This window comes from Arthrobacter sp. E70, assembly GCF_058266945.1.
On record NZ_JBYQFR010000002.1, the window covers coordinates 384,798 to 398,153 of the forward strand.

15 protein-coding genes, 1 tRNA gene and 1 other RNA gene are annotated in these 13,356 nt (G+C 65.5%); 5 read left to right on the plus strand and 12 right to left on the minus strand.

Annotated features, from left to right (window positions below; translation table 11 throughout):
* Positions 1 to 13: 13 nt before the first annotated feature.
* The 4 genes from AC3IMC_RS03805 to rnpB all read right to left on the minus strand — a co-directional run bounded on the left by AC3IMC_RS03805 (position 14) and on the right by rnpB (position 3,015).
* Positions 14 to 223, minus strand: a complete 210-nt coding sequence (locus AC3IMC_RS03805; protein ID WP_221385802.1) for a hypothetical protein — start codon at positions 221 to 223, stop codon at positions 14 to 16.
* Positions 224 to 288: 65 nt separating this feature from the next.
* Complete coding sequence (locus AC3IMC_RS03810; protein ID WP_490917090.1) at positions 289 to 1,767, minus strand: glyceraldehyde-3-phosphate dehydrogenase; 1,479 nt, start codon at positions 1,765 to 1,767, stop codon at positions 289 to 291.
* 253 nt (positions 1,768 to 2,020) lie between these two features.
* Positions 2,021 to 2,563 carry a TspO/MBR family protein gene (locus tag AC3IMC_RS03815; RefSeq protein ID WP_490917091.1) on the minus strand — a complete coding sequence of 181 codons (543 nt, stop codon included), beginning with the start codon at positions 2,561 to 2,563 and terminating at the stop codon, positions 2,021 to 2,023.
* 62 nt (positions 2,564 to 2,625) lie between these two features.
* Positions 2,626 to 3,015, minus strand: an RNA gene (gene rnpB, locus AC3IMC_RS03820) — RNase P RNA component class A.
* A 55-nt stretch (positions 3,016 to 3,070) separates the two neighbouring features.
* Here rnpB and AC3IMC_RS03825 point away from each other — a divergent pair.
* Complete coding sequence (locus tag AC3IMC_RS03825) at positions 3,071 to 3,835, plus strand: YaaA family protein (RefSeq protein ID WP_490917092.1); 765 nt, start codon at positions 3,071 to 3,073, stop codon at positions 3,833 to 3,835.
* 12 nt (positions 3,836 to 3,847) lie between these two features.
* On the opposite strand, the gene AC3IMC_RS03830 is transcribed toward AC3IMC_RS03825, so the two are convergent.
* Together AC3IMC_RS03830 and AC3IMC_RS03835 are read right to left on the minus strand one after the other, a co-directional pair.
* Positions 3,848 to 4,585 (minus strand): zinc ribbon domain-containing protein, encoded by a 738-nt coding sequence (locus tag AC3IMC_RS03830; protein ID WP_490917093.1) that lies wholly within the window; start codon positions 4,583 to 4,585, stop codon positions 3,848 to 3,850.
* Positions 4,586 to 4,686: 101 nt separating this feature from the next.
* A complete protein-coding gene (locus tag AC3IMC_RS03835; RefSeq protein ID WP_490917094.1) occupies positions 4,687 to 5,604 on the minus strand; it encodes a Nif3-like dinuclear metal center hexameric protein in 918 nt (305 codons plus the stop codon).
* Positions 5,605 to 5,703: 99 nt separating this feature from the next.
* On the opposite strand from AC3IMC_RS03835, the gene msrA reads away from it, so the two are divergent.
* The 3 genes from msrA (at position 5,704) to epsC (ending at position 7,854) form a co-directional block, all read left to right on the plus strand.
* Positions 5,704 to 6,228 carry a peptide-methionine (S)-S-oxide reductase MsrA gene (gene msrA / locus AC3IMC_RS03840; RefSeq protein WP_490917095.1) on the plus strand — a complete coding sequence of 175 codons (525 nt, stop codon included), beginning with the start codon at positions 5,704 to 5,706 and terminating at the stop codon, positions 6,226 to 6,228.
* Between the two features lie 64 nt (positions 6,229 to 6,292).
* Complete coding sequence (gene cysK, locus AC3IMC_RS03845) at positions 6,293 to 7,228, plus strand: cysteine synthase A (RefSeq protein ID WP_490917096.1); 936 nt, start codon at positions 6,293 to 6,295, stop codon at positions 7,226 to 7,228.
* 41 nt (positions 7,229 to 7,269) lie between these two features.
* A complete protein-coding gene (gene epsC / locus AC3IMC_RS03850) occupies positions 7,270 to 7,854 on the plus strand; it encodes a serine O-acetyltransferase EpsC (protein ID WP_490917097.1) in 585 nt (194 codons plus the stop codon).
* A gap of 100 nt (positions 7,855 to 7,954) precedes the next feature.
* Here the strand turns inward: epsC and gnd are convergent, their stop codons facing one another.
* Positions 7,955 to 9,391, minus strand: coding sequence for an NADP-dependent phosphogluconate dehydrogenase (gene gnd, locus AC3IMC_RS03855; RefSeq protein ID WP_490917098.1), 1,437 nt, complete (start codon positions 9,389 to 9,391; stop codon positions 7,955 to 7,957).
* Between the two features lie 199 nt (positions 9,392 to 9,590).
* Here gnd and AC3IMC_RS03860 point away from each other — a divergent pair, with 199 nt between their 5' ends.
* The gene (locus AC3IMC_RS03860) at positions 9,591 to 10,316 is read left to right on the plus strand and encodes a FadR/GntR family transcriptional regulator (RefSeq protein ID WP_490917099.1); all 726 of its coding nucleotides are present in this window, start codon (positions 9,591 to 9,593) and stop codon (positions 10,314 to 10,316) included.
* Positions 10,317 to 10,518: 202 nt separating this feature from the next.
* Here the strand turns inward: AC3IMC_RS03860 and AC3IMC_RS03865 are convergent, their stop codons facing one another.
* The 5 genes from AC3IMC_RS03865 to AC3IMC_RS03885 all read right to left on the minus strand — a co-directional run bounded on the left by AC3IMC_RS03865 (position 10,519) and on the right by AC3IMC_RS03885 (position 12,929).
* Entirely contained in the window at positions 10,519 to 10,809 is a 291-nt protein-coding gene (locus AC3IMC_RS03865) for a hypothetical protein (RefSeq protein WP_490917100.1), read from the minus strand.
* Between the two features lie 109 nt (positions 10,810 to 10,918).
* Positions 10,919 to 10,991, minus strand: a tRNA-Val gene (locus tag AC3IMC_RS03870).
* Positions 10,992 to 11,090: 99 nt separating this feature from the next.
* Entirely contained in the window at positions 11,091 to 12,011 is a 921-nt protein-coding gene (locus AC3IMC_RS03875) for an NAD-dependent protein deacetylase (protein WP_490917101.1), read from the minus strand.
* Positions 12,012 to 12,018: 7 nt separating this feature from the next.
* A complete protein-coding gene (locus AC3IMC_RS03880) occupies positions 12,019 to 12,513 on the minus strand; it encodes a peroxiredoxin (protein WP_490917102.1) in 495 nt (164 codons plus the stop codon).
* Positions 12,510 to 12,929, minus strand: a complete 420-nt coding sequence (locus tag AC3IMC_RS03885) for a DUF3052 domain-containing protein (protein WP_490917103.1) — start codon at positions 12,927 to 12,929, stop codon at positions 12,510 to 12,512. The genes AC3IMC_RS03880 and AC3IMC_RS03885 overlap by 4 nt, the downstream gene beginning before the upstream one ends.
* Between the last annotated feature and the right edge of the window lie 427 nt (positions 12,930 to 13,356).

A 13,356-nucleotide genomic window follows, 5' to 3' on the forward strand; every position in this document is an offset into this window, starting at 1 on the left:
ACACCGCGCCCTGCTATTGCTCGCGCATGACCCTTCGCAGGTCTTCCTCGGCGATGGCCAGGAGCCCCTCAAGCTGGCGGACCCGGTCCTCGGTGACATCGCCGGTCTTCTGCGCGGCCCGGGCACGTTCAAGCAGCCGGACGGCTTCCTTGTGGTTGGCCTTGGCCACGTCGAGTGCGTGTTCCAGGGTGGTCTCGTGCTGAAGCGTAGATTCGTTGTCCATGGGAACAGTGTGGTCCCCTTTCCCGGCTGATTCCAGAGAACCAGCCGGGAATTCGCAGGAACGTGCTAGACGGCGATGGCCGCGAGCGCCGACGCTGTTTCCTTCGCCGGGAACGACGGCGGGTTCACACCGGCCATTTCCTCCATGACGCGGACCACCTGGCAGCTGTAGCCGAACTCGTTGTCGTACCAGACGTAAAGGACAAGGTTCTTGTCCGTGGAGACGGTGGCGAGGCCGTCGACGATGCCGGCGCGGCGGGAGCCCACGAAGTCGGTGGAAACCACTTCGGGAGAGTCGATGTAGTCGATCTGCTTGCGCAGGTCGGAGTGCAGCGACATTTCCCGCAGGTAGTTGTTGACTTCGTCCTTGGTGGTGCCGTTTTCCAGGCTGAGGTTCAGGATGGCCAGGGAAACGTCCGGGGTGGGGACACGGATGGAGCTGCCGGTCAGCTTGCCCAGGAGCTCGGGAAGGGCCTTGGCCACCGCCTTGGCGGCCCCGGTCTCGGTGATCACCATGTTCAGGGCGGCGGAGCGGCCGCGGCGGTCACCCTTGTGGAAGTTGTCGATCAGGTTCTGGTCGTTGGTGAAGGAGTGGACGGTTTCCACGTGGCCGTGGACCACGCCGAACTTGTCGTTGATGGCCTTCAGGACCGGGGTGATGGCGTTGGTGGTGCAGGAGGCAGCGGAGACGATCGTGTCGGTGTCCTCGATGTCCCGGTGGTTGATGCCGTGGACGATGTTCTTCAGCTCGCCCTTGCCCGGTGCCGTCAGCAGCACACGTGCAACACCCTTGCTCTGCAAGTGCTGGGACAGGCCTTCGGCGTCGCGCCAGCGGCCGGTGTTGTCCACCACCAGCGCATTGTTGATGCCGTAGGCGGTGTAGTCGATCGTGGCGGGATCATTGGAGTAGATGACCTGGATCCGGACACCGTTGGCCGTGATGGTGTTGGCCGCCTCGTCGATCCGGATGGTGCCCTCGAAGGAACCGTGGACGGAGTCGCGGCGCAGGAGGCTGGCGCGTTTGGAGAGGTCGTTGTCGGATCCGCGGCGCACCACGATGGCGCGCAGGCGCAGGCCGTGCCCACCACCGGCCTTTTCAATGAGGAGGCGGGCCAGCAGGCGGCCGATCCGGCCAAAGCCGTAGAGCACGACGTCGGTGCTGGTGCGCTCGTCGCCGCCCCGCTTGCCGACGATCTCGGCGAGCTCGCTGCGGAGGAACTCTTCAAGGGAGGCGCCGTTGCCTTCTTCCTTGAACTTCTGGTTCAACCGTGCGATGTCGATGGCGGCCGCACCCAGTTCAAGGCCGGCCAGCGTGTTCAGCAGGGGTGCTGTTTCCTCCAGGAGCAGCTCGTCCTTGCTCATCCGGCGCGCAAAACGGTGCGCCTTGAGGATGTTCATGGTGGACTTGTTGATCAGGCTCCGGCCGTGGATGCTGGTCACCACGTTGTTTTCGCGGTACAGCCTGCCGATCACCGGGATCATGGCCTCGGCGAGGGCCTCCCGGCCCATCCACGTGTCAAGGCAAGAATCAGACGTCTGGCTCACAGAAATACCTTCCTCGGTTCAGCCGTGTACGTCCTCGTACACAGATGTAGGCCACCTGATGATGTCCAGGGGCACCGGCGCCTGCAGGGGTCGGCCCCCAGGCACCTGGATCGCTGCAAAGAAAAACCGCCGGTTGCGAACGCAATTCCCGGCGGAAGAACTCCTGCGTCCTTTCACTATTCTAATTTGGCCGGCTTCCCCGAACACGACCGTAGCGCGTGAAATCACTCACACGGCCAGCGAATGCGGGCTCTCAGTTGTGGAGTGCCGCATAGAGGTTCAGGCTGGCGGAGAAGACCACCCAGGAGAGATAGGGCAGTACCAGGAGTCCGGCGGGCACACTGGCGGGGCCGAAGCGCAGGGTCATCAATGCCAGGGAAACGGCCAGGGCGCAGATCACGGCGAACGCCGCCCATAAAGCGGCCGTACCGAAGACCGGGAAGAGGCCGAAGAACGTCACCGGCCAGGCTGCGTTGAGCAGGAGCTGGGCTGCGTAGCCGGCCAAGGTGCCGCCCATCAGGGCTCCCCTCCGCCAGACCAGCCAGGCAGCGACGGCAACACCGGCATACAGGGCCATCCACGTGGACCTGAACATCCAGCCCGGCGGCATCCAGGGTGCGTTGACGGCAGCAGCGAACCAGCCGCCGGAGTTCAGGATAATGGGGATGGAAGCAAGCGCCCATGCTGCCGCGGAAAGGGCCAGGAAGCCGATCAAGGCGGCGGCCTGCAGGCGCGGCGCCGGGAGCTGGGGCGGGGCTTCTGCACGCACGGTCAGGGGTCGGGTGTTTAGGGCCACGGTCCAGCATCCCCATCCCACCGTCCCAGGTCAAACCGGAATACCGGCTTGAACCCCGTGTACGGATGGGACAGCCGGTACGCCGGGTTCTGTTCTCCCGTCCCGTTACCGGAACGGGAGCGACGGCCATCCATCTACGAGTACCGTTGCCGGCACCCTCCAGCGGCCTACCCGGACACTCGGGCGGGCAGCCCTCAAACGTGTCCTGTCTGGCCTTGCTCCGGGTGGGGTTTACCTAGCCTTCCCGGTCACCCGGGAAGCTGGTGGTCTCTTACACCACCGTTTCACCCTTACCCGCACTCCCCTGTCCAAAGACGTGGAGGGCGGGCGGTCTGTTTTCTGTGGCACTGGCCTGCGGGTTACCCCGAGTGGGCGTTACCCACCACCCTGCCCTGTGGAGCCCGGACGTTCCTCGAGCCACCTGCGTGGCGCGCGGCCGTCTGGCTGTCCCATCCGCCATCCAGTCTACCGGCGCCGCAGCATTCCCTCCGCCGGTAGGATCGGACGGTGCTGATTCTGCTTCCCCCCTCCGAAGGCAAGACACCCGCAGCCCGGGGATCCGCCGTCGACTGGCCGTCACTGAGTTTTCCCCAGCTGAACGCCTACCGGGCAAAAGTCCTGGACGCCCTGGGCACGGTGAGCGCCCACGAGGATGCCCTCGCACTGCTGGGGGTGGGGGCTTCGCTGAAGGACGACGTCGAACGCAACACCCGCCTGCACGCTGAACCGGCCGCCCCGGCACACCGCATCTACTCGGGCGTCCTCTATGACGCCCTTGGCTACCAGTCCCTGACGCAGGCCCAGCGGCGCAAGGCCGACGAGTCCGTGCTGGTGGTTTCGGCACTGTGGGGCGCCATCCGTTTCGGGGACAGCGTGCCGGCATACCGGCTCTCCATGGGAACCTCGCTGCCCGACGTCGGCCGGCTTGCCACGTTCTGGAAGCCCCAACTCACCGACGCGCTGACAGAGGCGGTCTCCGGACACCTGCTGGTGGACTGCCGGTCCAGCACCTACGCCGCCGCGTGGGCTCCGCCGCCGGAACAAACGGTCTCCGTGAACGTCTTTACCGAGACAGGCAGCGTCCGCAAGGTGGTGAGCCATTTCGCCAAGCACACCCGCGGCGAACTCGCACGGCACCTGCTGGCACGCCGCGGCAAGGCGCCCGCAACGCCGTCGGACGCGCTGAAGGCTGCCCGGGAGAAATGGGACGCAGAGCTGGTGCCCGGCACCGCGCGAAAGCCGCACGCCCTGAACATCATCCTGCCGGGCTGACCTGAAGGCAGTTCAGGACCACTCGTCGGAGCGGACCAGGATGGCGCCGGAGTCCGGGCAAAAGACGATCTCGTCCGCGGCCGCAGCCTTGATTTCGGCGAGGTCTCCCGGGCTGAGCTTCATGCCCGAGGCTTCCGAGGTGCCGTGAAAGAGCCGCGCCGCGCCCACTCCGCGCTTTGCGAGGGTCTTTTCGTAGACCGCCAGCATGGGGGCGTCCAAACCGGCGGCGAAGTCGGCGCGCTGGGAGCGCAGTCCTGCCGCTTCGGTTTCCACCTCGGCGAGGGCCGCGTCAAGCTCGGCGCGGATGGTGCCAAAGGAGCCCTGGATGGCATCGACGATCTGCTGCTGGGCGGCCTGGCGTTCCCGCAGCGATTCCAGCCGCTCCATGACTTCCAGTTCCGCGTCTTCGAGGTCAGAGCGCCGCTTGTTCAGTGAAGCGATGTCCTTTTGCAGGGCCACCAGGTCCTTGGAAAGCCCGGTGCCGCTGTTGAGCCGGGCCTCGTCGCGCTCGATGCGGGAGACAACCTGTTCGACGTCGGCCTCGGCCCTTTTCAGCTCGGCCTCGGCGTCGTGGACGGCCACCTTGGCCGCGCCCAGTTCGCCGTTGGCAACGGAGAGGGCGGCTTCGAGGTCCTTGATGCGGGGATCGTTTTCCAGCGTGCGGCGGCGGTTGGCGAGGCCCTTCAGCCTGGCGTCGAGCCCCTGCAGTTCGAGCAACTTCAACTGTTCCGCCGGTGCTGCCTTGGCCACTGTTACCTCCGCTAGATCCCTTCCGGCCGCGGCCGGGCACCGAACCGGCGCTCCCTAGACTCTAACGCCTGGCCGGCTCCCCCGCCTTGCGTTCCGCGGGGTTAGCCCGGGGTCAGGATGAAGTCCCACGGATCAGTGTTGGTGGTGCTGACACGGATCTCCACGTCATGGCCCTGGTCGGCCAGGACGTTGCCCAAAGCTGCTGCCGCGGCGGGCAGCCACAGCCATTCGCTGGCGAAATGCGAAACATCCACCAGGTAGGGGCGGCCGTTGAGCGCGGCTTCGCGCGCCTCCGAGGCCGGGTGGTGCCGAAGGTCCGCCGTCACATAGACATCGGCGTTGCTGGCCCGCACTTCAGTGAACAACGAGTCCCCGGCGCCGCCGCACACCGCGATGCGCCGCACCAGTCCGTCCTTGTCTCCGGACACGCGCACTCCGCCGGCAACGGACGGAAGAATCCCGTAAACGCGCGCCGCGAAGTCCCCCAGGCTCATGGCGTCCGCCAGGTCCCCGACGCGCCCGATGCCTTCTTCCGGCAGCCCATTGGCGGCCACCGTAAGCGGTGCGACGTCCTGGAGGCCCAGGGCGTCGGCCAGGACATCGGAAACGCCCCCGACGGCGGAGTCTCCGTTGGTGTGCACGGTCAGCAGGGCTGTTCCCGACTCGATAAGCCGGTGCACCGCCCGGCCCTTCGCCGTCGTGGCGGCAACGGAGGTGACGCCCTTCAGCAGGAGCGGGTGGTGGGTGATGAGCAGCTCCGCTCCCCACTCAACGGCTTCCTCGATGACCTCCAGTGTGGGGTCCACGGCGAACATGACCTTGGTGACCGGAGCAGCGGGATGGCCCGCCACCAGGCCCACCTCGTCCCAGTTCTCCGCCAGGGACTCGGGCCAGAGTTCCTCTACAGCCAGGAGCAACTCGCCCAGCGTGGGCGCGTCAACGCCGGCGGGCGCCGCGCCGGACGAGCCGCCGGCGTCGTGATCTGCCTGGCCGGTAACGTCGGTGTCCACAGGTTCCATAGTCTTAGTTTTACCCCATCGCCCTTGCGTCGCCTTATGTTGCCCGGTCCGGCCCGGGCGCCCGGGAATCATCCGACGCCGTCAACCATTGAAGAGGTCATGAAAACTTTTGTTCTTGGCGGAGGCTGCTTCTGGTGCCTTGACGCCGTCTACCAAAAGACCAGGGGCGTCAGCTCAGTGGTGTCCGGCTACACCGGCGGCCATGATCCCGAGCCTGACTACTACTCGGTCTGCAGCGGAACCACCGGGCATGCGGAGGTGGTGGCGGTGACCTTCGATGAGGAGGTCATCCCGGCCGAGGTCATCCTTGATATGTTCTTCGCCCTGCACGATCCCACCACCTTGAACCGCCAGGGGTACGACGTCGGCACGCAGTACCGCTCGTCCATGTTCTACGAGACCACGGAGGAGAAGATCCTGTTCGAAGAGGCCATCGAACGGAACCAGGCGCTGTGGCCCCATCCGATCGTCACGGAAGTCAGCCGGCTGCCCCGGTTCCACGTGGCCGAGGAATTCCACCAGAACTACTACGCGAAGCACCCGGAACAGGGGTACTGCCAGGTGATCATCAACCCCAAGCTCGCCAAGGCCCGGAAATATTACTCTGCATGGCTTAACGCTTAGCCACCGTTACGCGGCCTCGTTAGGCTGACCTCAGTATTCACCCTTCAGAGATAGGCGTATGTACATGGCACGGATCTATGACGATGTAACGCAGCTGGTAGGCGGGACCCCGCTGGTCAAGCTCAACCGGCTCAGCGAGGGCCTGGACGCCACCGTCGCCGTCAAGCTTGAGTTCTACAACCCGGCCAACAGCGTCAAGGACCGCATCGGCGTTGCCATCATCGACGCCGCGGAAAAGTCGGGGGCCCTGAAGCCCGGCGGAACCATCGTCGAAGGGACCTCCGGCAACACCGGCATCGCGCTGGCCATGGTGGGCGCTGCCCGCGGCTACAAGGTCATCCTCACCATGCCGGAGACCATGTCCACCGAGCGCCGGGTCATGCTGCGCGCCTTCGGTGCCGAAATCGTGCTCACTCCGGGCTCCGAGGGCATGCGCGGCGCCGTGGAGAAGGCGCAGGAGATCGTCGCCAACACGGAGAACTCCGTCTGGGCGAAGCAGTTCGCCAATGAAGCCAACCCGGACATCCACCGCAGGACCACCGCCGAGGAGGTCTGGGCTGACACCGATGGCGCCGTGGACATCTTCGTCGCGGGCGTGGGCACCGGCGGTACCATCACGGGCGTCGGACAGGTCCTGAAGGAGCGCAAGCCCGGCGTCCAGATTGTCGCCGTGGAGCCCAAGGACTCCCCCATCCTCAACGGCGGCGCCCCGGGCCCCCACAAGATCCAGGGCCTCGGTGCCAACTTCGTTCCCGAACTGCTGGACACCAACGTCTACGACGAGGTCATCGACGCGCCCCTCGAGGAGTCTGTCCGCGTAGCCCGTGAACTCGGCGTCAAGGAAGGCATCCTGGGCGGCATCTCCTCCGGTGCCATCGTCTGGGCCGCCCTGGAACTGGCCAAGCGCCCGGAAAACGCGGGCAAGCTGATCGTTGCAGTGGTCTGCGACTTCGGCGAGCGTTACATCTCCACCGTGCTCTATGACGACATCCGCGGCTGATTCCAGGCCGCCGTCCGCCCGTTTCCTGTAGAAAGAACTTTGTGGGCTTTTTCGCAAGACTGAAGGAAGACCTCGACGCCGCCCGGTCCCACGACCCGGCGGCTCGAGGTTCTTTTGAGAACTTTTTCGCTTACTCCGGGCTGCACGCCATCTGGATCCACCGGCTGACGCACCGGATGTGGCAGCACCCGGCCCTGCGCTTCCCGGCACGGCTCCTGTCGCAACTGGGGCGCTCCTGGACCGGCATCGAGATCCACCCCGGCGCCACCATCGGCAGGCGGTTCTTCATCGACCACGGCATGGGCGTGGTCATCGGCGAAACGGCTGAGATCGGTGAGGACGTGATGATCTATCACGGCGTGACGCTCGGCGGCCGGTCGCTGGCCCGGATCAAGCGCCACCCCACCATCGAGGACCGCGTGACCATCGGCGCCGGCGCCAAGATCCTGGGGCCCATCACCATCGGCCGGGACAGCGCAGTGGGTGCCAATGCGGTGGTGGTCAAAGACGCACCGCCCGAATCGATCATTACCGGCGTTCCCGCCAAGTGGCGCCACCGGGATGCGCAGCGGGAGACAAAACCCGCCGTCGACCCCGCCGAATACGACATCGAATACCGCATCTGACACGCCGCCGCGGCCGCTTCACCGCTGCAGCCGCTGGCCACGCAAAAGGCGGGCAGTTTCCGGGTTCTCCGTGAACTGCCCGCCTTTTGCGGTGCGGGTCCTAGTGGGTGTCCACCGCTGCGATTTCGGACTTGTCCTCGCCCCAGAGGGTGTGGAACGTGCCCTCGGCGTCAACGCGGCCATAGGTGTGGGCACCGAAGAGGTCGCGCTGGCCCTGGATCAGGGCGGCGGCCACGCGCTTGCGGCGCAGGCCGTCGTAGTAGGCCAGGGAAGAGGAGAAGACCGGCACCGGGATGCCGAGCTGCACCGCCGTGGCAACCACGCGGCGCCATGCCGGCAGGGCCTCGGCGATCGCCTTGGTGAAGGCGGGGGCAAACAGGAGGTTGGCCGGCTTTTCGTCCGCGGCGTAAGCCTTGGTGATGTCCTTGAGCAGTTCGGCGCGGATGATGCAGCCCGCGCGCCACAGCGAGGCGATTTCGTCCAGCTTCAGGTCCCAGCCGTACTCCTTGGCTGCGGAGGTCAGCATGTCCAGGCCCTGGGCGTAGGAGACGAGCTTTGACGCGTACAGCGCCTGGCGTACGTCCTCCACGAAGGTTTCGGGGATTTCGACGGCGGATTCCCCGCCTTCGAGCAGTTCCTGGCCAAGCTTGCGCTGCGCAGCCTGCGAGGACAGCGCACGGGCAAAGACCGATTCGGCGATGCCGGAGACCGGGGACCCCAGCTCAAGGGCGGAGATGACGGTCCAGCGGCCGGTGCCCTTCTGGCCGGCGGCGTCCACCACGATGTCGACGAACGGCTTGCCGGTCTTGGCGTCGACGTGGCCCAGGACCTCGGCGGAGATTTCGATCAGGAAGGACGAGAGGTCGCCCTTGTTCCACTCGGTGAAGATCCTGGCCTGTTCAGCCGGCTCGATGCCGGCACCGGAACGGAGCAGGTCGAAGGCCTCGCCGATGACCTGCATGTCCGCGTATTCGATGCCGTTGTGGACCATCTTGACGAAGTGTCCCGCGCCGTCGGTGCCGATCCACGCACAGCAGGGTTCGCCGTCGACCTTGGCGGAGATCTTTTCCAGCAGCGGGCCGAGGGCCTTGTAGGACTCCTTGGAGCCGCCGGGCATGATGGACGGGCCGTTAAGCGCACCCTCCTCGCCACCGGAGACGCCAACGCCCACGAAGTGCAGGTCTTTCTTGGCCAGCGCGGCTTCCCGGCGGCGGGTGTCCTCGTAGTGGGAGTTGCCGGCGTCGATGATGATGTCACCCGGCTCCAGGAGCGGCTCGAGCTGCTCGATGACGGAATCAACCGGCTTGCCGGCCTTGACCATGATGAGGACGCGGCGCGGCTTCTCCAGGGAGTCAACCAGTTCCTGGAGGCTTTCGGTCCGGATGAAGTCGCCCTCGGAGCCATATTTCTCCAGCAGGGTGTCGGTCTTTTCCACCGACCGGTTGTGCAGGGCAACCGTGAACCCGTTGCGGGCCAGGTTGCGGGCCAGGTTGGCGCCCATCACTGCTAGGCCGGTGACACCGATGTGTGCAGACATCAATAACTCCAATTCATTGTGTGCGACGGACGCTGCCTTCCGCGGGCGGAAGACGCCGAGGCATATCAGGGGGTCGGAATAAAGCATATATATTCCGTCGGTGCGTGGAAAGTAACGGCCACGTAATGGACGTGTTTGTGTCGCCGGCAGCCCAGGGCCGCTGCCATCGCGCGTCGCCGCCCGCACTAGGCTTATCTGCATGACCAGCAGCCTGCACCACCGTGCCATTGACAACCTTGGCACCCGCATCATTTCGGGCGACCTTCCCGCTGGCCACATCATGCTCGCCGAACAGCTGGAGGACGAGCTGAAGGTATCCCGGTCGGTGGTGCGGGAGGCGGTGCGCGTCCTGCAGTCTCTGGGGCTGGTGGAGACCACCAAACGCGTGGGCATCCGGGTTTTGCCGCCGAGCCGATGGAACCCCTTTGATCCGCAGGTCATCAGGTGGCGCCTGGCCAGCGATGCCCGCGGCGCCCAGCTGCGGTCCCTCGCGGAGCTGCGCGCCGCCGTCGAGCCCGCCGCTGCTGAGCTCGCGGCGCAGAATGCACCGGCGCCATTGCGGCTCGAGCTTGTGGACGTTGCCCGCGCCATGCGCGAGGCCGGCAATAACGGCGAGACCGGGCGCTTCCTGGAACTGGACATCCGGTTCCATTCGCTGCTGCTCTCCGGCTCAGGCAACGAAATGTTTGCCAACCTTATGGGGCAGGTGGCTGAAACCCTGACGGGCCGGACCGTCCACGGCCTGATGCCGGACCACCCGCACCAGGCGGCGCTGCAGTGGCACGTGGACGTGGCGGAGGCGATTGCGCGGGGCGATGCCGCTGCGGCGCGGGAGGCCTCGGACCGCATCATGCGCCGGACCATGTCCCAGATGTCCGACACCTGGACAGAGCAGCCGCGGGTCTTTATTCCCGTGCGACACTGACCGGCCGCGAGCCAGCGGGTCCATCAGTGGTTGGGGGCGCGTCTCCCTGCGGCCTCACAAGCCCCATGGGGGGGCGCGCGACATGAAACGGCGCGTGACTTTTTGTTTCCGGCAGTTCACGGTATATTCATCGCAGGCCCTTCACCGCGGCATCCCCCAATAGCCGCGGTGGAGGGTTTTCCAATGCCCAAAAGTGTTGGTTTCAGGCCGCCTTAACCGTCGATTCGCGGAGCCGCCAGCCGCCGCCGAGGCCGTCCCGCTGCAGATACATCGTGGTGAGGGCGGACCTGCTGTTGCTTCCCAGCCTCACCTGCAGCTGAAGGACTTCGACGTCCACCCTGCTGTTGCCTTTGGGCATCCTGCGGTTGGTCTCCCACCAGTTGACCCGCTCAAACCACCTGACCGGCTCGGCGCCTACTGTCCACTCCCTGCCCTGGGCCAGTACCGCCGTCGGCATCCCCTTGTTGTCCGTGCGCACTATGACATGTTCCATGCCTGCAATGTAGGACAGGGGTCCGACAATGACTCCGGGGCCTGGGGGAAAGCTGCAAAGCAAAAACCCCGCTGCACCCGCGGGCAGCGGGACAACGGGGTGTTTCCTGTGGGTCCTACCGGGATCGAACCGATGACATCCACGGTGTAAACGTGGCGCTCTACCAGCTGAGCTAAAGACCCAAAACCTGCGGTTTCCGGCGATTCCCGCCGCAACCAACGAACATAGACTCTACCCGACGCCGGCCCCTAAACGCGAATCCGGACGAACGCCGTCATCGGCTAGCGGGGCGGAAGTTCGCCCGCCAGGTAAGCGAGGGCCTGGCTGACCCCGGCTTCAAGCTTGATGGTGGCTTTGTCATCGCCGCGCGTGGCTCCCCTGTTGATGATGACGACGGGCTTGGCTTCCTTGGCGGCATGCCGGACGAACCTCAGCCCGCTCATCACCGTCAGCGATGAGCCTGCCACCACCAGGGCCGCCGCTTCATCCACCATGGCGTAGGACCGTTCCACCCTGTCCTTGGGAACGTTCTCGCCGAAGTAGACGAAATCGGGTTTGAGCGTCCCCCCGCACGCGGGGCACACCGCAACCACGAAACTGCCGATGAGGGCCTGGTCCTCCACCGTCGCGTCGGCATCCGGTGCCATTTCCACCAGGCCGCTTGCTGCTGCCCGCTCCAGGAACCCGGGGTTCAGTTCCTCAAGCATGCCGGCCACCAGGCGGCGCGAATAGGTCCGCCCGCAGTCCAGGCACACCACCTGGTCGTACCTGCCATGCAGATCCACGACGTTGGAGCTGCCCGCATCCTGGTGCAGCCGGTCCACGTTCTGGGTAATCAGGCCGGTCAGATACCCGCGCCGTTCCAGCTCGGCGGCCGAATAGTGGCCCTGGTTGGGGTCCGCGTGGCGCAGGTGGGACCAGCCGATGTGGTTCCGCGCCCAATAGCGCTGCCGGTTGCCGGCCTCCCGCACAAACTCCTGGTACGTCATGGGCGAGCGGGGCGGCGAGTCCGGGCCGCGGTAATCCGGGATGCCGGAATCCGTGCTGAGGCCGGCCCCGGTCAGCAGGGCAAAACGGGAGCCGGCAAGCAGGTCCCGGATCCGGGCCAGCACCTCAAGGTCGCTGGCCGACGGCGGGTCCGGCACGACGGGCGGCAGGCTGGCAAACCCTGTGAGGCCCGTCCCGTGCCGCCGCCCAGCCACGGCTCCCCTAGGCCCGTTTCAGGCCGGCGAGGGCGGAGCGGTACCCGGCGAAGTCGCGGGCCTGGCCCCGGGGATTCACGACGCTGTAGCGTACCTTGCCCTCGGCATCAATGATGAAGGTGGCACGTTTTGCCATGCCGCTGCCTTCATCGAAGACGCCATAGGCATCGGCGACACCGCCGTGGGGCCAGAAGTCGGCGAGCATGTCAAAGTTGTAGCCCTCCTGTGCCGCGTAGGCCCGCAGGCTGAACTTGCTGTCCACCGACACTGCCAAAACCACGGTGTCGGCATCCTCGAAGGTGGCGAGGTTGTCCCGTATTTCACAGAGTTCGCCAGTGCAGATGCCGGAAAAGGCAAATGGGTAGAAAACCAGTGCCACATTCTGCCCGCGGAAGGATGACAACCTGACCGGCTCGCCGTACTGGTTGGCGAGTTCGAAGTCCGGTGCTGCCGACCCGATTGCGGGGGGAGCTGCGATAGCTGCGTCGACCGCTGCCGTCACTTGTTCTTCCTGCTGACCAGGCGGGTGGCGCTCCAGTCCTTGGACACGCCGGCCGAGGTGGTGACGTGCAGGCCGGCGGTGGGAGCGGCCTCCTGAATGTCCGCGGGAGAGACGTATCCGTCCCTTCCGGACTTGGGGGTAAGGATCCAGACGACGCCTTTTTCACTGAGCGTGGTCAGGGAATCCACCAGGCTGTCCACCAGGTCTCCGTCGCCCTCGCGCCACCACAGGATGACGGCGTCAGCTACTTCGTGATCGTCCTCGTCCAGCAGTTCCGAGCCGGTGAGGTCCTCAATATCGTCACGCAAGTCGAAGTCGACATCGTCGTCGTAACCGAACTCCTGAATCAGATCCCCATTCTTGAAACCCAATTTTTCCGCCACATTTACCGAAGTGGCGGCGTCGGCCTCGCTCACGTGTACCTCCAATACCTCATTTATGCAGTGTGCATAGTGATTTCCGTTACTCCCAAGCCAACACCCTTTGTGCCTGCGCTTCAAGCTGCCGCCCCCGGGACTGCACATATTCTGCGTCACATCCGGTTCCGGAAGCCCTGCCGCAGCGGCTTTTCGTCACACAACAAGTATGACGAACGAAATACAACTGCAGGGTCCGGGCCGCGGCTACGCATCGTGTTGTGGTCAGGGCTAGAGTGGCTGGTGACAACTATGCCTGCGGACGACGACCTTGCGACTCCGTGCGGACATAGGAGCGCTAGGAAGCTGCCCGGCACACATGACCGGGCTGTTGTAACCGATACGTCGCACATGGCGTATGTACGCCGGGCAGTCACCCTGCCTGGCCTGAGTGCGCCGATTCATGCGCGCAAAGAGAGGTTGGACG

Coding starts and splice junctions, on each gene's coding strand:
- AC3IMC_RS03805 (WP_221385802.1), bottom strand. CDS start 223: ATGGACAACGAATCTACGCTTCAGCACGAGACCACCCTGGAACACGCA.
- AC3IMC_RS03835 (WP_490917094.1), bottom strand. CDS start 5,604: ATGGAACCTGTGGACACCGACGTTACCGGCCAGGCAGATCACGACGCC.
- msrA (WP_490917095.1), top strand. CDS start 5,704: ATGAAAACTTTTGTTCTTGGCGGAGGCTGCTTCTGGTGCCTTGACGCC.
- cysK (WP_490917096.1), top strand. CDS start 6,293: ATGGCACGGATCTATGACGATGTAACGCAGCTGGTAGGCGGGACCCCG.
- gnd (WP_490917098.1), bottom strand. CDS start 9,391: ATGTCTGCACACATCGGTGTCACCGGCCTAGCAGTGATGGGCGCCAAC.
- AC3IMC_RS03860 (WP_490917099.1), top strand. CDS start 9,591: ATGACCAGCAGCCTGCACCACCGTGCCATTGACAACCTTGGCACCCGC.
- AC3IMC_RS03865 (WP_490917100.1), bottom strand. CDS start 10,809: ATGGAACATGTCATAGTGCGCACGGACAACAAGGGGATGCCGACGGCG.